Origin of the sequence: Streptomyces sp. NPDC048623, assembly GCF_040650755.1 — a bacterium.
Classification (GTDB): domain Bacteria; phylum Actinomycetota; class Actinomycetes; order Streptomycetales; family Streptomycetaceae; genus Streptomyces.
The window spans coordinates 335,963-357,967 of record NZ_JBEZHV010000002.1 but is presented as its reverse complement, the minus strand read 5'-3'; the positions used below and the strand labels follow the sequence as shown (position 1 = coordinate 357,967).

The window sequence follows — 22,005 nt, the reverse complement described above, 5'->3', positions numbered from 1 at the left end:
GACCCACGTGACTTCCTCCTCCACCCTTCGGCATACGCGGGGCCCCGGCGCGTACCGGCTGGTGCGGGCCGTGCCGGCCCCGGTGCGGCCCCCTGTGCTTGACGCGGCACAGCGGGCGGTGGTTGAGCACACGGACGGAGCGCTTCTGGTCCTGGCCGGACCGGGCACCGGCAAGACGACGACACTGGTCGAGGCGGTCGCCGCCCGCGTGGAGGCGGGCGCGGACCCCGAGCGGCTCCTGGTCCTCACCTTCAGCCGCAAGGCCGCCGTGGAACTCCGCGACCGGATGGCGGCCCGGCTGGGCGGGCGGCGCCCGCCGCAGGCCACGACCTTCCACTCGTACTGCTACGCGCTCGTCCGCGCCCACCAGGACGCCGACCTGTTCGCCGAACCGCTGCGGCTGCTGTCCGGTCCCGAGCAGGACCTGGCGGTACGGGAGCTCCTCGCCGGCCAGATCGACCTGGCGAAGCTCGGCCTGGGCCATGTGCGCTGGCCCGACGAACTGCGCGCCTGCCTCACGACGCGCGGCTTCGCCGACGAGGTCCGCGCGGTCATCGCCCGCTCCCGCGAACTGGGCCTCGGCCCGGACGCCCTGAACGCCTTCGCGCGGCGGGTCGGGCGGCCCGACTGGGGCGCGGCGGCGGGCTTCCTCGCGGAGTACCTCGACGTCATGGACCTCCAGGGCGTCCTGGACTACACGGAGCTCGTCCACCGGGCGGTGCTGCTCACGGAGTCGGCGGCGCCCGGCACGCTGCCCTCGTACGACGCGGTGTTCGTCGACGAGTACCAGGACACGGACCCGGCGCAGGTACGGCTGCTGCGCGGGCTCACGGCGGGGTCGGCGGCGCCGGTCGTCGCGTTCGGCGACCCCGACCAGTCGATCTACGCCTTCCGCGGCGCCGACGTGAACGGCATCCTCGACTTCCCGGCGACCTTCGGCGGCGCCGTCCGCGTCCTGGACACCTCCCGCCGCTCCGGAGCCGCCCTCCTCGCCGCGACCCGCCTCCTCACCCAGCGCATGCCCCTGCCCCGCCTCCCCGCCGACCGCGTCCGCGCCCACCGCGCCCTCACCCCGGTCCGCGACGGCGGCCGCGCCGAGGTCCACACGTACCCCACCCCCTCCACCGAGACCGACAACATCGCCGATCTCCTCCGCCGCGCCCACCTCGAAGACGGCATCCCCTGGCACGACATGTCCGTCCTCACCCGCTCCGCCACCCCTCTCCCGTCCCTCCGCCGCGCCCTGACCGCCGCCGGCATCCCGGTCGAGACGGACGCCGCGGACACCCCACTGAGGCACGAACCGGCGGTCGCCCCGCTGCTCCTGGCGCTGCGGGCGGTGGCGGGGGGAGCGGGGGGAACGGGGGATGGCCCGGCTGTCGACGGCGCGGTCCCCGACGCGCCTGCGGAGGGCGGGGCGCCTGCCGACGCGGCGCCGGGCGCGGATGGCGCCGGCATGGGGGCGGGCCCGGGGCCCGAGGCCTCGGCCGGTCGCGCGGTCTTCGACGCGCTTGTCGAGGACGCGGCGCCGGCCGCCGACGGCTCTGGCCCAGGCCCTGGGCCTGAGGGCTCGGCCGCGGCCGAAGGTGCCGTCGCTGAGGCGTCCGCCGCAGGCGAGACGTCCGGCGTGGAGCCGGGCGCGGGGCCCGAGGCCCCCGCCGCCGACGGTGCCGCAGCCGCAGAGCCGGCGCCCGCTGCCGCGGCGCCGGTCGCGGGCCAGGGCCACGGAGGCCCGGCCGCCGAGGCGGCTGGGCCTGCCGGGGGCGAGGCGTTCGGCGGCACGCTGCCAGATGCCGGTACGGGCGTGGGCCGAGGGCCCGGGCATCCGCCCGTGGCCGATGGCGCGGTCTTCGACGCGCCTGTCGAGGGCGAGGCGCCCACCCGCGCGGCCCACGTCAGCGCCGCTGACGCGCCCGCCGCAGGCGCGGCGTCCGGCGAGGAGCCCGGTCCCGACGGCTCCGGTGCTGAGACAGGCACGGGCCCCGGGCCCGGGTGGCTCGATGTCGAGACCGCGCTCAGCCTTCTCGCCTCGCCGCTCGGCGGGATGGATCCCGCCGATCTGCGGCGGCTCGGGCGGGCGTTGCGCGACGAGGAGCGGGCCGGAGGGAACAAGGTGCCCGCGCCGTCGGACGTGTTGTTGGCGCGGGCGCTCGCCGAGCCGGAGCGGTTGGTCGCGCACGACCAGACGTACGCGCGCGGGGCGCGGCGGCTCGGGCTGCTGCTGCAGGCGGCGCGGCAGAAGCTGGCCGCCGGAGGGACGGCGGAGGAGGCGCTGTGGGGCCTGTGGGACGGGACGCCGTGGCCCGGGCGGCTTGAGCGGGCCTCGCTGCGCGGCGGCCCGGCAGGGCGTCACGCGGACCGGGACCTGGACGCCGTGTGCGCGCTGTTCGAGACGGCCGCGCGGGCCGAGGACCGGGTCGGCGGCCGCGGCGCGCTCAACTTCCTGGAGGAGCTGGACGCGCAGGACATCGCCGCCGACACGCTGACCCGCCGCCACACCCGCCCCGACGCCGTGCGCCTCATGACCGCGCACCGGTCGAAGGGCCTCGAATGGGGTCTGGTCGTCGTGGCCGGGGTCCAGGAGGGCCTGTGGCCCGATCTGCGGCGCCGCGGTTCCCTCCTGGAGGCGGACAGGATCGGACGCGACGGGCTCGCCGAGCCGCTCACCCCCGGCGCCCTCCTCGCGGAGGAGCGCCGGCTCTTCTACGTCGCCGCCACCCGCGCCCGCGACCGCCTCGTCGTCACCGCCGTCAAGGCCCCCGCCGAGGACGGCGACCAGCCCTCCCGCTTCCTCACCGAGCTCGGCGTCGAGCCGAAGGAGGTCACCGGCCGCCCCCGCCGCCCCCTCGCCGTCGCCGCGCTCGTCGCCGAACTGCGCGCCACCACCGTCGACCCGGCCGCCTCGCCCGAGCTCCGCGCCGCCGCCGCCGAACGCCTCGCCACGCTCGCCGCGCTCGCCGACGAGGACGGCACCCCGCTCGTCCCGGCCGCCCACCCGGACCGCTGGTGGGGCCTCGCCGAGCCGACCCGCAGCGCCGTGCCGCTGCGCGACCGGGACCGCCCCGTCGCGCTCTCCGGCTCCGCGCTCGACCAGCTCGCCAACACCTGCGCCCTCCAGTGGTTCCTGGGCCGCGAGGTCAAGGCCGACGCCCCGGCGACCGCCGCCCAGGGCTTCGGCAACGTCGTCCACGTCCTGGCCGACGAGGTCGCCTCCGGCCGTACCCCCGCCGACCTCGACGTCCTCATGGCCCGGCTCGACTCCGTCTGGGACGGCCTCGCCTTCGACGCGCCGTGGAAGTCCGCGCAGGAGAAGCAGAACGCCAGGATCGCCCTCGAACGCTTCCTCCACTGGCACGTCATGGACCGGGGCGCGGGCCGCACCCCCGCCGCCACCGAGCACGACTTCGACGTGACCCTCGGCGCCGGCGAGTACGAGGTCCGCATCCGCGGCTCCATGGACCGGGTCGAGGCCGACGAGCAGGGCCGCGCGTACGTCGTCGACTTCAAGACCGGCAAGTCCGCGCCCACCAAGGACGAGGTCGCCCACCACCCGCAGCTCGCCGTCTACCAGCTCGCCGTCCGCGAGGGCGCCGTCGACGAGGTCTTCGGCGGCCGCACCCCCGAACCCGGCGGCGCCGAACTCGTCCACCTCCGCCAGGCCGCCCCCCAGAAGGAGGGCGGCGACGACCTGCCCAAGGTGCAGGCCCAGGAACCACTGGACGGCGAGTGGATCGGCGACCTCCTCGCCACCGCCGCCGGCCGCGTCCTCGACGAGCGCTTCACGCCCACCGCCGGGCAGCACTGCACGACCTGCTCGTTCCGCGCCTCGTGCAGCGCCCGCCCGGAGGGCCGCCAGGTCGTGGAGTAGCGGGCCCCGGCGCGCTCCGGCACGCTGGAATTTCGGGGAGAGTCCGCGAGGAGGCTCGCATGGCGTCCCACACGACCACGCTCCGTGCCACCGCAGTGGTGTGCACCGCACTGATCGGCGCCGCGCCCATCGCCCTGGCACCCGCCGCCCACGCCACGTCGTCCCCACCCGTATCCGTACGGGCTCCCAGCCCCACCCCCGACCCCTTCAAGGGCCTCACCGCCGACCAGATCGCCGAGAAGGCCGTCACCGCCACCCAGTCCGCGCACTCCCTGCGCATGACCGGCCGGGTCTCCTCCGGCGGCCAGCCGCTCGACGTGGACTTCTCCGTCAGCGACAAGAGCGAGTGCACCGGCGCCATCAAGCTCCAGGGCGGCGTCGCCGAACTCCGCCGGACCGGCGGCGTCACGTACATGAAGGGCGACGAGGCCTTCTGGCGGGCCTCCATGACCTCCCAGGGCATGCCGCCCGCGCAGATCGACGCGACGATCGAGCTCCTCAAGGGGCGCTGGCTGAAGATCTCCGAGGGACAGCCCGGCGCCGAGGACCTCGGCAGCGTCTGCGACCTGAAGTCGCTCCTCGCCGACCTCGGCAAGAACAAGGAACAGCGCACCGGCCTGGTCCGGGGCCCGGACAGCAAGGTGAAGGGCACCCCCGTCGCCACCCTGGTGAAGCGGCAGACCAGCGGTGAGACCACGACCACCACCACCACCATCGTGTCCGTCTCCGAACGCGGCAAGCCGTACATCCTGAAGATGGTGAAGACGGGCGGCACGGACCCGGGCAGCGTGGTCCTCTCCGACTACGACAAGCCCGTGAAGGTCGTCACGCCGCCGGCCGACGAGACCGTGGACCTCACCAAGCTGGACCAGGGCACTCCCGCCTGAGGCCCGGTCCGACGATCACGTCGCCCGGTCCGGACTGTCAGTCCGCCCCGTTAGCCTCTTTCGGGTGACCGCACGCATCACCGACCCCGAGCAGCTCAAGGAGCTGCTCGGCATCCCGTTCACCCCGGAGCAGACGGCCTGCATCACCGCGCCGCCCGCCCCGCAGGTCATCGTGGCCGGAGCCGGCTCCGGCAAGACGACGGTGATGGCCGCCCGGGTGGTCTGGCTGGTCGGTACGGGCCAGGTCGCGCCCGAGCAGGTGCTCGGCCTCACCTTCACCAACAAGGCCGCCGGCGAGCTCGCCGAACGCGTCCGCACCGCCCTCGTCCGCGCCGGCGTCACCGACCCCGACGCGATCGACCTGGACCATCCGGACGAGCCCCCCGGCGAGCCCCGCATCTCCACGTACCACGCCTTCGCCGGCCGGCTCCTCACCGACCACGGCCTGCGCCTCGGCCTGGAGCCCACCTCCCGGCTCCTCGCCGACGCCACCCGCTACCAGCTCGCCGCCCGCGTGCTCCGCGAGGCCCCCGGCCCGTACCCCGCGCTCACCCGCTCCTTCCCCACCCTCGTCGCCGACCTCCTCGCGCTCGACGCCGAGCTCGCCGAACACCTCGTACGGCCCGAGCAGCTCCGCGCGTACGACTCCGAGCTGCTCACCGAACTCGCCGGCGCCCGGCTCACCAACGCCGACCTGCGCAAACTCCCCGAGGCCGCGACCGCGCGCCGCGAGCTCCTCGACCTCGTCGTCCGCTACCGCGCCGCCAAACGCTCCCGCGACCTGCTCGACTTCGGCGACCAGATCGCGCTGTCCGCCGAGCTGGCCACCACCCGGCCCGAGGTCGGCGCGATCCTCCGCGACGAGTTCCGGGTGGTGCTCCTCGACGAGTACCAGGACACCTCCGTCGCCCAGCGGCTGCTGCTCTCCGGCCTCTTCGGCCAGGGCACCGGCCACGCCGTCACCGCCGTCGGCGACCCCTGCCAGGCCATCTACGGCTGGCGCGGCGCGTCCGTCGCCAACCTCGACGACTTCCCCGAACACTTCCCGTACGAGGACGGCCGGCCCGCGACCCGCTTCGCGCTGTCCGAGAACCGGCGCAGCGGCGGGCGTCTCCTCGACCTCGCCAACGGCCTCGCCGCGCCGCTGCGCGCCATGCACGCGGGCGTGGAGGCGCTGCGGCCCGCGCCCGGCGCCGAACGGGACGGCAGCGTCCGGATCGCACTGCTCCCCACCCACGCCGAGGAGCTCGACTGGCTCGCCGACTCCCTCGCCCACCTCGTCCGCACCGGCACCGAGCCCGGCGAGATCGCCGTCCTGTGCCGCGCCGCCACGGACTTCCCCGCCATCCAGGCCGCCCTCGTCGCCCGCGACGTGCCGGTCGAGGTCGTCGGCCTCTCCGGTCTGCTCCACCTGCCCGAGGTCGCCGACCTGGTCGCGGTCTGCGAGGTCCTCCAGGACCCCGGCGCCAACGCCTCGCTCGTACGGCTCCTCACCGGTCCCCGCTGGCGGATCGGCCCCCGCGACCTGGCCCTGCTCGGGCGCCGCGCCCGGCTCCTCGTCCACCGGCCGGGGGCGGAGACGGACGAGGCCGACCAGCGGCTCGCCGCCGCCGTCGAGGGCGTCGACCCGGCCGAGGTGATCTCCCTCGCCGACGCCCTCGACACCTTCCTCGACCAGGGGAGCACCGGCGGCGGAGAGGACGACGGGCTGCCCTTCTCGGCCGAGGCCCGGGTCCGGTTCGCCCGCCTCGCCACCGAACTGCGCGCGCTGCGCACCTCGCTCGCCGACCCGCTGATGGACGTGCTGCACCGGGTGCTCGCCGCCACCGGCCTGGAGGTCGAGCTCTCGGCCTCCCCGCACGCCCTTGCCGCCCGCCGCCGCGAGACCCTCGGCAACTTCCTGGACATCGCCGCCGGTTTCGCCTCCCTCGACGGCGAGGCCACCCTCCTCGCCTTCCTCGGCTTCCTGCGCACGGCCACCCAGTACGAGAAGGGCCTGGACAACGCCCTTCCCGGCGGCGAGAACACCGTCAAGGTGATGACCGCGCACAAGTCCAAGGGCCTGGAGTGGGACGTCGTCGCCGTGCCCGGCCTGGTCACCGGCCAGTTCCCGTCCGCCCGCGCCCGCGAGTCCTGGACCGCCCAGCCGCAGGTCCTCCCGCACGCGCTGCGCGGCGACGCGGCCACCCTGCCCGTGCTCGACACCTGGGACGCCAAGGCGCTCACCGCCTTCAAGGGCGCGATGCGCGACCACCAGCACACCGAGGAGCTCCGCCTCGGCTATGTGACCTTCACCCGCCCCCGCTCCCTGCTCCTCGGCTCCGGCCACTGGTGGGGCCCGGCCCAGAAGAAGCCGCGCGGCCCCTCCGACTTCCTCCTCGCCCTGTACGAGCACTGCGCCGTCGGCCACGGTGCGATCGAGCGCTGGGCGGACGCGCCGGAGGAGGGCGCCGAGAACCCGGTCCTGGCGGCGGAACTGCGCGACCAGGCGTGGCCGCTGCCGCTGGACAAGGAGGGTCTGGAGCGGAGGCGGGAGGCGGCCGCGGCCGTGTTGAACCGTTTGTGGGCCCGAGAGGTTCCCGCCCCCGCCCCCGCCCCCACACCCGCCTCGGCTTCGGCTCCGGCCCCGGACGACCCGGAGGACCTCTGGCTCCCGGAGGACCTGGAGGAGCCTCCGTACGAACCGGAGTGGGACGAGGCCCCCGGGCCCAGGCCCGCGCACGCGGAGGTCCCCGCGCCCCGGGCCGAGGCCCACCCCGCGCTCGCTCCCGAGGACGCCCGGACGATCGCCTCCTGGGACCGCGACCTCACCGCCCTCACCGCCGAGCTCCACCGCGCCCGCGCCACCACGCGCGACGTGCTCCTTCCCGCGTACCTCTCCGCCTCCCAGGTCCTGCGCCTCGCCGCCGACCCCGAGGGCTTCGCCAAGGAACTGGCCCGGCCCATGCCGAAGCCGCCGCAGCCGGCCGCCCGGCGCGGCACCCGCTTCCACGCCTGGGTGGAGTCCCGCTTCGACGAGCTGCCCCTGCCGTTCCTCGGGCCGGACGAGCTGCCCGGCGGCGAGGAGTTCGCGGGCGAGCCGGAGATCCAGGACGAGCGGGACCTGGAGGCGCTCAAGGAGGCCTTCGACCGCACCCCGTACGCCCGCCGCGTCCCGTACAGGGTCGAGGTCCCCGTCCATCTCTCCCTCGCGGGCCGGGTGGTCCGGGGCAGGATCGACGCCGTGTACCGGGACCCGGACACCGGCGCGTACGAGATCGTCGACTGGAAGACCAGCCACCTGCGCACCGCCGACCCGCTCCAGCTGGCGATCTACCGCCTCGCCTGGGCCGAGCAGCACGGCCTCGAACCGGCGGAGGTGGACGCCGCGTTCGTGTACGTACGGACCGGGGAGGTCGTACGGCCCCGGCGGCTGCCCGGCCGGGCGGCGCTGGAGGCGATCCTGCGCGGGGACGCCCCGGACTCCCTGGCCGAGGACGGAGCGGCCTCCGGCGCCGGATAGGCTCGGTGGCATGAGCGAGACCCCGGACAACGCCGTCCACGACGTACAGACCGCTGCCGTACGCACCATCCGTACGTACATCGAGCAGCACCGCACCGCCTTCCTCGGCGACCTCTCCGAGTGGCTGCGGATCCCGTCGGTGTCGGCGCAGCCGGAGCGGGCCGGGGACGTGCGGCGCAGTGCCGACTGGCTGGCCGCCAAGCTCACGGACACCGGTTTCCCGACCGTCGAGGTGTGGGAGACCGACGGCGCGCCCGCCGTCTTCGCCGAGTGGCCGTCCGGCGAGCCGGACGCGCCGACCGTCCTCGTCTACGGGCACCACGACGTGCAGCCCGCCGCCCGCGAGGACGGCTGGCACACCGAGCCGTTCGAGCCGACCGTGGTCGGCGGGCGGCTGTACGGGCGGGGCGCGGCCGACGACAAGGGCCAGGTCTTCTTCCACACCCTCGGGGTCCGCGCGCATCTCGCCGCGACCGGCCGCACCGCGCCCGCCGTCAACCTGAAGCTGGTGGTGGAGGGCGAGGAGGAGTCGGGTTCGCCGCACTTCCGCGCCCTGGTGGAGAAGCACGCCGACCGGCTCGCCGCCGACATCGTGATCGTCTCCGACACCGGCATGTGGTCCGAGACCACCCCGACCGTGTGCACCGGCATGCGCGGGGTCGCGGACTGCCGGATCGACCTGTACGGGCCCGACCAGGACATCCACTCCGGTTCCTTCGGCGGCGCCGTGCCCAACCCGGCCACCGTCGCGGGCCGGATCGTCGCCGCGCTGCACGACGCCGACGAGCGGGTCGCGATCCCCGGGTTCTACGAGGGCGTGACCGAGCTCACCGACGTCGAGCGGGAGCTGATCGCCGAGCTGCCCTTCGACGAGGCCGGCTGGCTGACCACCGCCAAGTCGCACGGCACCCTCGGTGAGGCCGGCTACTCGACCCTGGAGCGGGTCTGGGCCCGCCCGACCGCCGAGGTCAACGGCATCGGCGGCGGCTACCAGGGCCCCGGCGGCAAGACGATCGTCCCCGCCTCCGCCCACCTCAAGCTGTCCTTCCGGCTCGTCGCGGGCCAGGACCCGGCGCGGATCGAGACGGCGGTACGGGACTGGCTGGCCGGCCTGGTGCCGGCGGGCGTCCGCCACGAGATCGACTTCGGCGCCCCGACCCGGCCCTGTCTCACCCCGCTCGACCACCCGGCCCTGAAGGCGGTGGCCGGCGCGATGAGCCGCGCCTTCGACGGCGCCAAGATCCGCTACACCCGCGAGGGCGGCTCCGGCCCGGCGGCCGACCTCCAGGACGTGCTCGGCGCGCCGGTGCTGTTCCTGGGCATCTCGGTCCCGTCGGACGGCTGGCACGCGCCGAACGAGAAGATCGAGCTCGATCTGCTCCTGAAGGGCGTTGAGACCACCGCGCATCTGTGGGGCGAGCTGCCCGCCGCCCTCGGGGACGCGGCCGGGCGGGAGACCGGAACTGCCCCGCTGGACACCGAAGCCGCCGGGCCGGCCGCCGAAGCCGCCCGGCCCTGAAGCCTCCGGCGCTGCCGGCGGTGCGCCGGGCAGCGCCGATCCGCCCGGCGCCGCACCCGCCCGGCGCCCATCCACACACCGATCCGGGGGAGTTGGAAGCACCTGTGAGCACCTTGAACAACGCGTTCGCGGATCACCCGATCTCGCTCACCGCCCCGAGCGGCATCGACCGCGCCGCCCACCACCGGCTCGACGAGGCGTGGCTCGCGGCCGCCTGGAGCCACCCGAAGACCCGGGTCTTCGTGGTCTCGGGCGGGCAGGTGCTGATCGACGACACGCCCGACGGCCGGACCGAGCTGGTCATGACCCCGGCCTTCGAGGCCCCGGTCACCGAGACCCACCGCTACTTCCTGGGCACGGACGAGGACGGCGTCTCCTACTTCGCGCTGCAGAAGGACGGCCTGCCGGGCCGCATGGACCAGTCGGCCCGCCCGGCCGGGCTGCGCGAGGCGGGGCTGCTGCTCTCGCCGCGCGACGCCGGTCTGATGGTGCACGCGGTGGCCCTGGAGAACTGGCAGCGGCTGCACCGCTTCTGCTCGCGCTGCGGCGAGCGCACGGTGATCGCGGCGGCCGGGCACATCCGCCGCTGCCAGGCCTGCGGCGCCGAGCACTACCCGCGCACCGACCCGGCCGTGATCATGCTGGTGACGGACGACCAGGACCGGGCGCTGCTCGGGCGCCAGGTGCACTGGCCGGAGGGCCGCTTCTCGACCCTGGCCGGCTTCGTGGAGCCGGGCGAGTCGATCGAGCAGGCCGTGGTGCGGGAGGTCTTCGAGGAGGCGGGCGTCGCGGTCGGCGAGGTCGAGTACGTGGCCAGCCAGCCCTGGCCCTTCCCGTCCAGCCTGATGCTGGGCTTCCTCGCCCGGGCGAGCTCCGCCGAGATACACGTGGACGGCGAGGAGATCCACGAGGCCCGCTGGTTCTCCCGCGAGGAGCTCGCGGCCGGCTTCGAGTCCGGCGAGGTGCTGCCGCCGTACGGGATCTCGATCGCCTCGCGCCTGATCGAGCTCTGGTACGGCAAGCCGCTGCCGAAGCCCGGCGACGTGCTCTGACCGGCGACCCGCCGGACAGGCCCTGACCGGAACCGGAACAGCCCCCTCCCGAACGCTCGGGAGGGGGCTGTTTCCGGTCAGTCGGGCGGCTGCCCGCGTCTGCCGGGGGTCAGACGGCGAGGGCCTGCTTGACCTGGGCCAGGCTCGGGTTCGGCATAGCGACCTGCTCGGCGCCGGAGGCCGGGACCACGACCACGGTCGGCACCAGCTGGTTGCCGTTGTTCACGCTCTCGACGAACTTCGCCGACTCGGGGTCCTGCTCGATGTTGATCTCCGTGTACGCGATGCCCTCACGGTCCAGCTGGCCCTTCAGCCGGCGGCAGTAGCCGCACCACGTGGTGCTGTACATCGTCACAGTGCCCTGCATGGCCTGGCTCTCCTCGTGTCGGGTTGCTCGGGGTGGCTCGGGATCGGCGCCGAGAGGAAGAACGTACGCCGTCACCCGCCCATTCCCGGAAACCGCGAATCGTGATTCGTATGACTGCGGCGGCCCGCCTGTGGACAACGCGCCGCACCGACCCCGCGGGACCTGGCAGCATGGCGGGGTGACAGCAGCAACGCACTCCACTCTCTTCCCGCAGGTCCCCGAGTCGGCCGACGCGGTGCTCGACGGGCTCGACCCCGAGCAGCGCGAGGTCGCCCTGGCCCTGCACGGCCCGGTGTGCGTCCTGGCCGGTGCCGGTACGGGCAAGACGCGGGCCATCACCCACCGCATCGCCTACGGGGTGCGCGCGGGCATACTCCCGCCCGCCAGTGTGCTGGCCGTCACCTTCACCAACCGGGCCGCGGGCGAGATGCGCGGGCGGCTCCGGCAGCTCGGCGCGGGCGGCGTCCAGGCCCGCACCTTCCACTCCGCGGCCCTCCGCCAGCTCCAGTACTTCTGGCCGAAAGCCGTCGGCGGCGAGCTGCCCCGGCTCCTGGAGCGGAAGATCCAGCTGGTCGCCGAGGCCGCCGCGCGCTGCCGCGTCCGGCTCGACCGGAACGAGCTGCGGGACGTCACCAGCGAGATCGAGTGGGCCAAGGTCACCCAGACCGTCCCCGCCGACTATCCGGCCGCCGTCGGCAAGTCGGTGCGCGACGCCCCGCGCGACCCCGCCGAGATCGGCCAGATCTACGCGATGTACGAGCAGCTGAAGCGCGACCGCGACGTGATCGACTTCGAGGACGTGCTGCTGCTCACCGTCGGCATCCTCCAGGACCGGCACGACATCGCGGACCAGATCCGCCGGCAGTACCAGCACTTCGTGGTCGACGAGTACCAGGACGTCTCGCCGCTCCAGCAGCGGCTGCTCGACCTGTGGCTCGGCGACCGGGACAGCCTGTGCGTGGTCGGCGACGCCAGCCAGACGATCTACTCGTTCACCGGCGCCACCCCCGACCACCTGCTGAACTTCCGCACCCGCCACCCGAACGCGACCGTGGTCAAGCTGGTGAGGGACTACCGCTCCACCCCCCAGGTGGTCCACCTGGCCAACGGGCTGCTCAGCCAGGCCCGCGGCAAGGCCGCCGAGCACCGTCTGGAGCTGATCTCCCAGCGCGACCCCGGCCCCGAGCCCGCCTACACCGAGTACGCGGACGAGCCGGCCGAGGCCGAGGGCACCGCCCGGCGCATCCGTGACCTGATCGCCGCCGGAGTCCCGGCCGGCGAGATCGCCGTGCTCTACCGGGTCAACGCCCAGTCGGAGGTCTACGAGCAGGCCCTCGCCGACGCCGGCGTGCCCTACCAGCTGCGCGGCGCCGAGCGCTTCTTCGAGCGCCAGGAGGTGCGCGAGGCGGGCGTGGCCCTGCGCGGCGCCGCCCGCGCCGGGGGCAACGACGCGCTGCTCGACGACGCCGGCGACCTGCCGTCCCAGGTGCGGGCCGTGCTCTCCACCAAGGGGTGGACCAGCGAGCCGCCGGCCGGCTCCGGCGCCGTCCGGGACCGCTGGGAGTCGCTGGCCGCGCTGGTCCGGCTCGCCGAGGACTTCGCCCGGGCGAAGTCCGGCGCCACCCTCTCCGACCTGGTCGCCGAACTCGACGAGCGGGCCGCCGCCCAGCACGCCCCCACCGTCCAGGGCGTCACCCTGGCCTCGCTGCACGCCGCCAAGGGCCTGGAGTGGGACGCCGTCTTCCTGGTCGGCCTCACCGAGGGCATGATGCCGATCACCTACGCCAAGACCGACGAGCAGGTCGAGGAGGAGCGCCGGCTGCTCTATGTGGGCGTCACCCGGGCCCGGCTCCATCTGTCGCTGTCCTGGGCGCTCTCGCGCTCCCCGGGCGGCCGGGCCTCCCGGCGCCCCACCCGCTTCCTGAAGGGCCTGCGGCCCGGCTCGGGACCGCTCGGCGGGTCCGGTACGGGCGGCGGCGGGGGCATCGAGCGGGGCGCCGGCTCCGGCGGCCGGCGCAAGCGGCGCGGACCGGTGCTCTGCCGGGTCTGCGGCGCCACCCTCACCGAGGCCGGCGAGATGAAGCTGATGCGCTGCGAGGACTGCCCCTCCGACATGGACGAGGGGCTGTACGAGCGGCTGCGCGAGTGGCGCTCCGGCCAGGCCCGCGAGCTCGGCCAGCCCGCCTACTGCGTGTTCACCGACAAGACCCTCATGGCGATCGCCGAGCGCGTCCCCGGCTCCGACGGGGAGCTCGCCGCGATCTCCGGCGTGGGTGCCCGCAAGCTGGACCGCTTCGGAGCCGACGTTCTCGCCATCTGCGCAGGTGAGGAGCCCGGCGGAAGCGACGAGGAGGACTGATGAAAACTCGTCGGAAAAATAGTTTGCGCCCGCCCCGTCAAGCCCCATAGGTTCTTAACCACGAACCTGCGGCTTCTTCGAAGCCCGGTCTTCGTGCTGTACTTGTCCAAATAAACACATGAGGGTCCGGCTCACACCGAGCCCTCCGAGACGCCGAAGGGAGGCGATTCCAGTGATCAGCATCAAGAACATCAAGACCAGCAACGCCAAAATGACCGATCTCTCGGTCGTCGCCTCCGCCTGCTCGTTCGGCCTCTCCGCCTTTACGTCCTCCTCGCTCCGGGGCACCGGTCTGTCCGGCGCCGGCCTCCCTCTGGGTACCGCCGGTCTTCTGACGGATCGCCTTGAGCGCAGTGAGCGACCGACCAAGGCACTGGAAGCAGGAGTAACGGGCAACGCCAAGGCCACGGCCTATGGCATTGCGGCGACCGCGACCGGTGCCGGTAAGCAGCAGACGACGCAGCACCACCACACGATGTGGGCCTTCCGTGGGCTCGAACCCTGGAGTGATCCAGCCTGATCGACGATCAGGCCGGCGCCTTCAGGGCCGCGGAACCCCACCAGGGATCCGCGGCCCTTCTGTTTGTCCCCGAACGGGGCTGACGGAGCGAGGGGGCCTCGGGACCAGCAGTGACCGGTACCAGCCGAAACCCCGGCCCACCAGGCCGGAACGACCAGACGAGGAAGACAACCCGTGCAACTCGAAGCGCACGCCCCGTCCGTACCGCCTTCCGAAACGATCCCCCCGCCCGGCCTCACGAAGGACTCCGCCTTGACCCCCCTGACCGCGCTCACCGCGCTCGACGACGCCATCGAGAACCTCGGTGTACCCGTCCCCTGCCGCTCGTACGACCCCGAGGTCTTCTTCGCCGAGTCCCCGGCCGACGTCGAGTACGCCAAGCAGCTGTGCCGCACCTGCCCGCTCGTGGACGCCTGCCTGGCCGGTGCCATGGAGCGCCGCGAGCCCTGGGGCGTCTGGGGCGGAGAGCTCTTCGTCCAGGGTGTGGTCGTCGCCCGCAAGCGGCCCCGTGGCCGCCCGCGCAAGAACCCGATCGCGGCATGACCGCCATCTCTCGGGGAGCGACTCCCACGCCCCCGAAGCGCACCGGAACCGTCGACCGTCCCCTCACGCACGATCCCCAGAAGCAGGCCCCGATGACCTCGTCCGCCCACGAGCCCTCCGGCTCCGCGACCCCAGACGTTTCGATCAGCGGCGCGAACCGCTCGCGCCAGAACAGGACCCGTGAGATGCAACTCATCCCAGAAGCCCTGGCCCGTGCCCATATGCACGACCGGCAGCGCGAAGCCGAGGCGCAACGCCAGGCCGTGCGCCTGGTCACCGCCCGGCGGATGCAGCGGCGCGCCGAGCGCGCCGGGCTGCGCGCCCGCCGCGCGCTCGCCATGGCCGTCATGCACTGACGACCCGGGCAGCCAGCCAGACCCTGACACCGCGGGGGCCGGTCCGAACGGACCGGCCCCCGCGGTGCGTTGACCCTGCGGCGGGGCCCTTCGCGGGTTATCGTCACAAAGGTGAACGACACGCCCGCCGCCGAACCCCCCGTCGTCTGCGCCCGCTGCGGCAAGACCGCCCCCAAGCTGCCCGTCACCTGGACCTGCTCGGTGGAGAACGGCACCCGCCAGTACTTCTGCGAGGACTGCGCCCGCGCCAACATCAGGGCCATCGAGGGCCGCCTCGACTCCTCCTGGTGGTGACCGGACGGTGATCCGGCGGTGCCCCCGCGCTACTCGCCGGTGACGACGAAGCCGGGCAGCCACTCCGCGAGCTCGTCCCGCAGCCGCACCGTCGCGCCCAGCTGGCACAGCACCCCGATCGTGCTCAAGGTCACACGGTGTATCAGCAGGTACGAGGGCGGCAGATTGAGCTGTTTGCCCAACTGGTGGGCGGGGGAGCGGGGATCGGCGATCCGGGCCGCCTGCGCGCGCATCCAGCCGCGGGTGAACACGAAGGCGTCCACCTCGGCCGGCTCGATGATCGGCTGCAGATACTCCAGGACCGCGTCCGGGTCGAGCGCCACGGACTCCTTCACGAAGCCCTCCGCGCGCAGCAGCCCGTAGACCTCCTCCGCCTCACCGGCCAGCGTCATCCGCAGACAGGTGCCGATGGTCTCCGGCAGCCCGCCCGGCAGCCGGTCCACCGTGCCGAAGTCGAGCACCCCCAGCCGCCAGGACCCGGCGCCTCCGGCTTCGGACCCGTCCCCCTCCGCCGGGCCGGGCAGCAGTCGGAAGTTCCCCGGGTGCGGGTCCGCGTGCAGCAGCCCGGTGCGGGCCGGGCCGGAGAACAGGAACCGGGCGAGCAGCTGACCGGCCCGGTCGCGCTGCTCCGGCGTGCCGTCCGCGATCACCTCCGACAGCGGCACACCGTCCATCCACTCGGTGACGAGCACCTGCTCCGACTGGTGCACCACCGCCGGCACCACCACATGCGGGTCGTCCGCGAACTCCGCCGCGTGCTCCCGCTGCGCCTCCGCCTCCAGGCCGTAGTCCAGCTCCTCCGAGACCCGCTCCCGCAGCTCCCTGATCAGCGGCTTGATGTCCATGCCGGGGATCAGCGGCCCGAGCAGCCGGGCGAACCGGCTCAGCTGGGTGAGGTCCGAGAGCAGCGCCTCCCCGGCCCCCGGGTACTGCACCTTCACCGCGACCTCGCGGCCGTCGTGCCACACCGCCCGGTGCACCTGCCCGATCGACGCGGCCGCCGCCGGCTTGTCCTCGAACTCCTCGAACAGCTCCCGCCAGCCCTCGCCGAGCCGCTCCGCGAGCACCGCGTGCACGGTCCGCGTCGGCATCGGCGGCGCCGCGTCCTGGAGCCTGGTGAGCGCCGCACGGTAGGGCCCGGCGATCTCCTCGGGCAGCGCCGACTCGAAGACGGACATCGCCTGCCCGAACTTCATCGCCCCGCCCTTGAGCTCCCCGAGCACCTTGAACAACTGCTCGGCGGTGCGCTGCTGGAGCTCCCGCGCCACTATCTCCGCGGACTTCCCGCCGATCCGTTTGCCCAGGCCCCAGGTCGCCCGGCCGGCGAAGCCCAGCGGCAACGCGGCCAACCTGGCGGTCCGGGTGACCGCCTTCCGGGGAAGATCAGACATGCGCCCTCCAAGTCCCAGACTGCCGTGCCGCGCGGGAAACCTGCCCCGCCATTGTGTCGTGCACCGCTCCAGCCGCGGTCGCATGCTCCCCCTCGGCGCCGCGCCCCGCCCCGCACGGACACGCGGGGTGCGCCCGGACCGGCGCCGAGCGCCACCCGAGCAGCGGCAGCGACACCTCCCAGCGCGCCCCGGTGCTGGCCGGGAGGTCCCCGTCCAGAAAGGCCAGGGCATGCGCGGCGGCGAGCCCCGCCACCGCCGCCGCGAGCGTCACGTCGCAGGCCGGCAGCGCGTGCGGCGGGCCCGAGCGCCACTGCGCCGGAAGCCGCGGCCAGTAGTGCTCCCGGTCGGCCCGCTCCCGCTGCATGCAGCCCGCGCAGGCCGTGCCGCCCGGCAGCACCAACGGCCCCACCACACCGGTGGCTTCGAGCACCCCGGCGTACAGATGCGGCGTCCCCGCGGCGAGCCACGCCTCGGCCGGCAGCGGGTCCGGCACATAGGCGCCGAGCCCGTCCCGCGGCGCCACCACCACGAGCGAGAGCCCCGGCTCACCGCTCCCGTCGTCCGGCCCGCCCGGCGCCCCCGGCGTGCCGCGCGGCAGCCGCCCGCCCGGTGCCGACCGGCCCACGAGCCGCCGCGCCGCCACCTCCCGGCGTTCGCCGACCGCCTCGGCCGGCAGCCCGCCCGGCGCCGCCTCCCACGGCACCACCGTGCCCCCGTCGAGCACCTCCACCCGGCCGACGCCCGCCGCCGAGAGCAGCGCCGCCACCGCCGCGCCCACCCGCCCCGCGCCGCGCACCCGCACCCGTATCGCCCGCCGCGCGGCCAGCACACGTGCCGCGCCGTCCGGGGCCCGGTGCACCACCGAGAGCGATGCCAGGTCGGCCCGTAACGGATCGAGCTCCGGATCGGCCCGCCCGTCAGCCCCGGCAGGCGCCCCGCCGGGCGGGAGCACCGAGGCGTCGGCGATCAGCCCGGCCGCCGCGAGCCGGTCGATCAGCTCCTCGAGCCGCCCCTCGGGCAGGCCGAGCGCCGCCGCCTCGGCCCGCAGCAGTTCCATCCCCCGGGTCCCGTCGAGCAGCCCGAGCAGACTGCCGGTCGTGAGGTCCACCGGCCCCAGGACCACCGCGTGCGCCGGCGTCACCCCGAACTGCACGGACTGCATGTCGCGCCAGGCGCGCCGCAGCGCCGGCTTCACCATCGGATGCATCGAGTCCATGGAATCCATCGGTCATCCACCCCCGTCGTCCCCGTCGTCGTGTGTCGTTCCTGTTGTTCCTGCCGTTCCCGGTCATCGCTTCCACGCTCAGGTTGCCCGGGCCGGGCGACCGGTGCGGAAAGTTGTCCACAGGGCTGGGGTATTAATCATTCGAATGGGACGGTGCGCGACTTCCGCCGCCGCCAGCGGGTAACGTCGGGGCCGTGCCGGCCGACCCACAGCGCAGCGTGACCAACCAACCGCCCCGCGGCTCGGGGACGAGCGCGGTCGAGGTCCGCAGAAGCTCCCGCCGGAGCAGAACGGTGTCCGCCTACCGCGAGGGCGACCGGACCATCGTCCTGATCCCCGCCCGGATGTCCGAGGCGGAGGAGAAGCGCTGGGTCACCGTGATGCTCGACAAGCTGGCCGCGCAGGAGAGCAGGAGCGTCCTCGGCGACCGCGAGCTGACCGAGCGCGCCGCACAGCTGTCCGAGCAGTACTTCGGCGGGCGGGCCCGCCCCACCTCGGTGCGCTGGGTCACCAACCAGAACACCCGCTGGGGCTCCTGCACCCCCTCCGAGGGCAGCATCCGGCTCTCCCACCGCCTCCAGGGCATGCCCGAGTACGTCGTCGACTACGTGCTCTGCCACGAGCTGGCCCACCTGCTCGTACCGGGCCACGGCCCGCGCTTCTGGCGCCTCCTGGACGCCTATCCGCGCACCGAACGGGCCCGTGGCTACCTGGAGGGCGTGGCCGCCGCCGCACGGCTCCCGCACCCGCCCCACCCCCCGGCACAGACCGGCGAGGAGCAGAGCCCGGACCGGAATCAGGACTAGCACGGGCCCGCTCCGCTCGGCGGCGGTGTGCTCCGGTTCTGTACCGAACGGGTACGGCCCTGCCGCGATGTCCCGGCCACCCGTTAGCCTGGCGCGACGCAATCGTCGTAATCGGATGGGGGACGGTCGTCACTCATGGCCAGGGAATTCCAACGCGGCCACAAGGCCAAGATCAGCGATCTCACGGCGGGCACCGATCTGTACGTGGGCGTGCAGATCGCGGCGCCCGGCCTGAGCTTCGACATCAGCTGCTTCGGACTGGACGCCGCGGAGCGGCTCTCGGACGACCGCTACTTCGTCTTCTTCAACCAGCCGAAGTCGCCCGAGGAGTCCATCCAGCTGCTCGGCGCGCAGTCCGGTGACACGGAGTCCTTCCGGGTGACGCTCGACCGCATCCCGGCGCACATCCAGAAGCTGTCGTTCACCGCGACCATCGACGGCGCCGGGCAGATGTCCCAGGTCGGGCCCGGCTGGATCCGGATCGTCGCGGGCGGCGAGGAGGTGGCCCGCTACGCCTTCACCGGCGCGGAGTTCACCACCGAGCGCGCCGTCATGCTCGGCGACTTCTATCTGAAGGACGTGTGGCGGTTCGCCGCCGTCGGCCAGGGCTTCGACGGGGGCCTGGAAGCGCTCCTGAAGAACTTCGGCGGCGAGGTCGCCGAGGAGGAGCCCGCCGCGCCCGCCCCGCAGCAGCAGCCGGCCGCCGCTCCCGGCTTCGCCCCGCCGGCCCAGGCCGCCGCGCCGCCCGCCTTCGGCGCGCCCGCCGTCCCGGCCCCGGCGCCCGCCCCGGCTCCCGCGCCCGCCCCGGCGTTCGGTGCCCCGGCCGCTCCCACGCCGCCGCCCGCACCCGCGCCGGTGCACTCCGCGCCGACGATGGTCGGCCCCATGACGCCCCAGGCGCCCACCCCGCCGCCCGCTCCGGCTCCGGCGCCCGCCCCGTACGGGCAGGTCCCCGGCCAGACCCCGCCGCACGGCGCGCCCGCGCCCTACGGCCAGCCGGCCCAGGCCCCCTACGGACAGCCCGCGCCTGCCCCGTACGGACAGCCGGCGCCCGCCCCGTACGGGCAACAGCCGCAGTTCGGACAGGTCCCCGGCCAGGTGCCGCCGCAGGGCATGCCCCAGGGCATGCCGGCCGCCGGCGCCGGGCTCGCCGCCGCGCTCGCGCCGTACAAGGAGACCGCGACCGGCGCCCGCTGGACCCCGCAGAACCAGCAGCTCATGCGGGTCGACCTCGCCATGGGCGGCACCCCCGTGCTCGCCCGCCAGGGCTCCATGGTCATGTACCAGGGCAAGGTCGACTTCGCCTACAAGGGAGCCGGATTCGCCGGCCGCATCGTCGGCAACGCCACCGGCCAGGAGATGCAGCTGATGCGCTGCACCGGCCGCGGTCAGGTCTTCCTCGCCGAGAACGGCGCCCATCTGCACCCGATCGAGCTCCAGGGCGACGCCATCTGCGTCTCCGCCGAGAACGTGCTCGCCTTCGACGAGTCGCTCCAGCACGAGGTGCGGCGCATCGAGGGCCACGGCATCCCCGGCGGCGCGCTGTTCACCATGCAGTTCCAGGGCACCGGCACCGTCATCGTGAAGACCCACGGCACGCCCGTGGTGCTGCCCGTGACCCCGACCACCTTCGCCGACTGCAACGCCGTCGTCGCCTGGTCGGCCGCGTCCCAGGTCATCCTGTCCAGCCAGGTCCGGCTGCGCCGCAACGCCTACCCGGGCCACAGCGGCGAGACCGTGAACCTCCAGTTCCGGGGTGCCCCCGGCAACTTCATCGTCGTCCAGCCCTACGAGGTCTGAGGGAGCCCGGAACCATGAACCAGCAACTCGCGGGCTACGCCCCGACCCCGATCGCGGCCCGGATGGAGAACCACGGCCGCGCCATGCTCAAGGTCGCCATGGCCTCCGGCCAGGACCTGTACGCGCGCACCGGCTCGATGGTCGCCTACGAGGGCTTCGTCTCCTACGAGCCCAACCCGCCGGCCCTCCGGCAGCATGCCCAGCAGTGGCTCACCGGCGAGGGGGCGCCGATCATGAAGTGCACCGGCGACGGCCTGCTCTATCTCGCCGACTACGGCGCCGACGTGGTCGTCATCAACCTCAACAACGACTCCCTCTCCGTGAACGGCACCAACCTGCTCGCCTTCGACGCGCACCTCCAGTGGGGTGTCGAACGGGTCAAGGGGCTCGCCAAGTTCGCCGGCCAGGGTCTGTTCAACGTCGAGATCGCGGGCACCGGCTGGGTCGCCATCACCTCCCGCGGCACGCCGATCGTCGTCGACTGCGGGCGTGGCGAGGACGAGACGTACGTCGACCCGGACGCGCTCGTCGCCTGGTCGCCCGCGCTCAAGGTGAAGGGCAAGCGCAGCTTCAAGGCCTCCTCCCTGATCGGACGGGGCAGCGGCGAGGCGTACCAGATGGCCTTCTCGGGCCAGGGCGTCGTCGTCGTACAGCCGAGCGAGGACAGCAGCGACCGTCTCCGGGTCCGGGGCTGAGGGGGAGCGAGAACACACCATGCAGAGCCCGCTTTTCAACCACGCCGAGCAGCAGAGCCAGGACCGCTACGTCGTGCAGAACCCGCAGATGCTGCGGGTCGCGCTGACGGGGCAGGACGACATCCTCGCCCGCAAGGGCGCGATGGTGGCCTACCAGGGCCTGGTCGACTTCGACGGCGAGTACCAGTCCTCCACCCAGCGCCGGGCCCGCGCCCGCACCGGTGAGGGCCTCGACCTGATGCGCTGCTCCGGGCAGGGCACGGTCTACTTCGCCAACCTCGCCCAGTACATCCACGTCGTGGACGTGGATCACGAGGGCCTGACCGTCGACAGCGCCTATGTCCTCGCGCTCGACTCGACGCTGCACACCGAGGTCATCGCGGTGGACAGCCAGTACGGGGTGTCCGGCACCGGCAAGTACCAGCTGAACATCACCGGCCGCGGCAAGGTCGCCCTGATGACCTCCGGCCAGCCGCTGATGCTCCAGGTCACGCCCGACAAGTACGTCAGCGCCGACGCCGACGCGATCGTCGCCTGGTCCACCGGCCTCCGGGTGCAGATGCAGGCCCAGACGGTCAACAGCAGCGTGATGCGCCGGCGCGGCAACACCGGCGAGGGCTGGGAGCTCAGCTTCCTCGGCCAGGGCTTCGCCCTGGTGCAGCCGAGCGAGGTCATGCCGCCGCAGAACGCCGCGATCGGACAGGGCCTCGGCGCCCAGTTCGGCGTCGGCCAGCACGGCGCGCGCGCCCAGAACCAGAACAACGCCTGGAACTGAGGCGGAGCACGCCATCTTGTAAGGGGCGGTCGCCCTGGCGACCGCC

17 protein-coding genes are annotated in these 22,005 nt (G+C 74.1%); 14 read left to right on the top strand and 3 right to left on the bottom strand.

What is annotated here, in order from left to right:
• The first annotated feature begins 7 nt into the window (after positions 1-7).
• The 5 genes from AB0C73_RS04665 (at position 8) to nudC (ending at position 10,828) form a co-directional block, all read left to right on the top strand.
• Positions 8-3,868, top strand: a complete 3,861-nt coding sequence (locus AB0C73_RS04665; protein WP_362524516.1) for a UvrD-helicase domain-containing protein — start codon at positions 8-10, stop codon at positions 3,866-3,868.
• Positions 3,869-3,927: 59 nt separating this feature from the next.
• Positions 3,928-4,755, top strand: a complete 828-nt coding sequence (locus tag AB0C73_RS04660; RefSeq protein WP_362524515.1) for a hypothetical protein — start codon at positions 3,928-3,930, stop codon at positions 4,753-4,755.
• Between the two features lie 64 nt (positions 4,756-4,819).
• The gene (locus tag AB0C73_RS04655) at positions 4,820-8,257 is read left to right on the top strand and encodes a UvrD-helicase domain-containing protein (RefSeq protein WP_362524513.1); all 3,438 of its coding nucleotides are present in this window, start codon (positions 4,820-4,822) and stop codon (positions 8,255-8,257) included.
• A gap of 10 nt (positions 8,258-8,267) precedes the next feature.
• Positions 8,268-9,776, top strand: coding sequence for a dipeptidase (locus AB0C73_RS04650; protein ID WP_362524510.1), 1,509 nt, complete (start codon positions 8,268-8,270; stop codon positions 9,774-9,776).
• Between the two features lie 104 nt (positions 9,777-9,880).
• The gene (gene nudC, locus AB0C73_RS04645; RefSeq protein ID WP_362524507.1) at positions 9,881-10,828 is read left to right on the top strand and encodes an NAD(+) diphosphatase; all 948 of its coding nucleotides are present in this window, start codon (positions 9,881-9,883) and stop codon (positions 10,826-10,828) included.
• 109 nt (positions 10,829-10,937) lie between these two features.
• On the opposite strand, the gene AB0C73_RS04640 is transcribed toward nudC, so the two are convergent.
• On the bottom strand, positions 10,938-11,195 hold the full coding sequence (locus AB0C73_RS04640) for a mycoredoxin (protein WP_362524504.1): 258 nt from the start codon (positions 11,193-11,195) through the stop codon (positions 10,938-10,940).
• A 178-nt stretch (positions 11,196-11,373) separates the two neighbouring features.
• On the opposite strand from AB0C73_RS04640, the gene AB0C73_RS04635 reads away from it, so the two are divergent.
• From AB0C73_RS04635 to AB0C73_RS04615, 5 genes are all read left to right on the top strand, one after another.
• Positions 11,374-13,554 carry an ATP-dependent DNA helicase UvrD2 gene (locus tag AB0C73_RS04635; protein ID WP_362524502.1) on the top strand — a complete coding sequence of 727 codons (2,181 nt, stop codon included), beginning with the start codon at positions 11,374-11,376 and terminating at the stop codon, positions 13,552-13,554.
• 172 nt (positions 13,555-13,726) lie between these two features.
• Positions 13,727-14,074 (top strand): hypothetical protein, encoded by a 348-nt coding sequence (locus tag AB0C73_RS04630; protein WP_362524499.1) that lies wholly within the window; start codon positions 13,727-13,729, stop codon positions 14,072-14,074.
• Between the two features lie 174 nt (positions 14,075-14,248).
• A complete protein-coding gene (locus AB0C73_RS04625) occupies positions 14,249-14,617 on the top strand; it encodes a WhiB family transcriptional regulator (RefSeq protein ID WP_362524496.1) in 369 nt (122 codons plus the stop codon).
• On the top strand, positions 14,614-14,973 hold the full coding sequence (locus tag AB0C73_RS04620) for a hypothetical protein (RefSeq protein ID WP_362524494.1): 360 nt from the start codon (positions 14,614-14,616) through the stop codon (positions 14,971-14,973). Before AB0C73_RS04625 ends, AB0C73_RS04620 begins: the two co-directional genes overlap by 4 nt.
• Before the next feature lie 111 nt (positions 14,974-15,084).
• A complete protein-coding gene (locus AB0C73_RS04615) occupies positions 15,085-15,267 on the top strand; it encodes a hypothetical protein (RefSeq protein WP_362524491.1) in 183 nt (60 codons plus the stop codon).
• A 29-nt stretch (positions 15,268-15,296) separates the two neighbouring features.
• Here AB0C73_RS04615 and AB0C73_RS04610 read toward each other — a convergent pair whose 3' ends face one another.
• A complete protein-coding gene (locus AB0C73_RS04610; protein ID WP_362524489.1) occupies positions 15,297-16,658 on the bottom strand; it encodes an AarF/ABC1/UbiB kinase family protein in 1,362 nt (453 codons plus the stop codon).
• Positions 16,651-17,865 carry a ThiF family adenylyltransferase gene (locus AB0C73_RS04605; protein ID WP_362524742.1) on the bottom strand — a complete coding sequence of 405 codons (1,215 nt, stop codon included), beginning with the start codon at positions 17,863-17,865 and terminating at the stop codon, positions 16,651-16,653. The genes AB0C73_RS04610 and AB0C73_RS04605 overlap by 8 nt, the downstream gene beginning before the upstream one ends.
• A 212-nt stretch (positions 17,866-18,077) precedes the next feature.
• Here AB0C73_RS04605 and AB0C73_RS04600 point away from each other — a divergent pair, with 212 nt between their 5' ends.
• The 4 genes from AB0C73_RS04600 to AB0C73_RS04585 all read left to right on the top strand — a co-directional run bounded on the left by AB0C73_RS04600 (position 18,078) and on the right by AB0C73_RS04585 (position 21,959).
• Positions 18,078-18,689: a M48 family metallopeptidase gene (locus AB0C73_RS04600; RefSeq protein ID WP_362524487.1), complete on the top strand. Its 612-nt coding sequence runs from the start codon at positions 18,078-18,080 to the stop codon at positions 18,687-18,689.
• Positions 18,690-18,824: 135 nt separating this feature from the next.
• Positions 18,825-20,489: a TerD family protein gene (locus AB0C73_RS04595; protein WP_362524484.1), complete on the top strand. Its 1,665-nt coding sequence runs from the start codon at positions 18,825-18,827 to the stop codon at positions 20,487-20,489.
• 14 nt (positions 20,490-20,503) lie between these two features.
• Positions 20,504-21,184 (top strand): AIM24 family protein, encoded by a 681-nt coding sequence (locus AB0C73_RS04590; RefSeq protein WP_362524481.1) that lies wholly within the window; start codon positions 20,504-20,506, stop codon positions 21,182-21,184.
• A 19-nt stretch (positions 21,185-21,203) separates the two neighbouring features.
• Entirely contained in the window at positions 21,204-21,959 is a 756-nt protein-coding gene (locus tag AB0C73_RS04585; RefSeq protein WP_362524478.1) for an AIM24 family protein, read from the top strand.
• Positions 21,960-22,005: the final 46 nt, after the last annotated feature.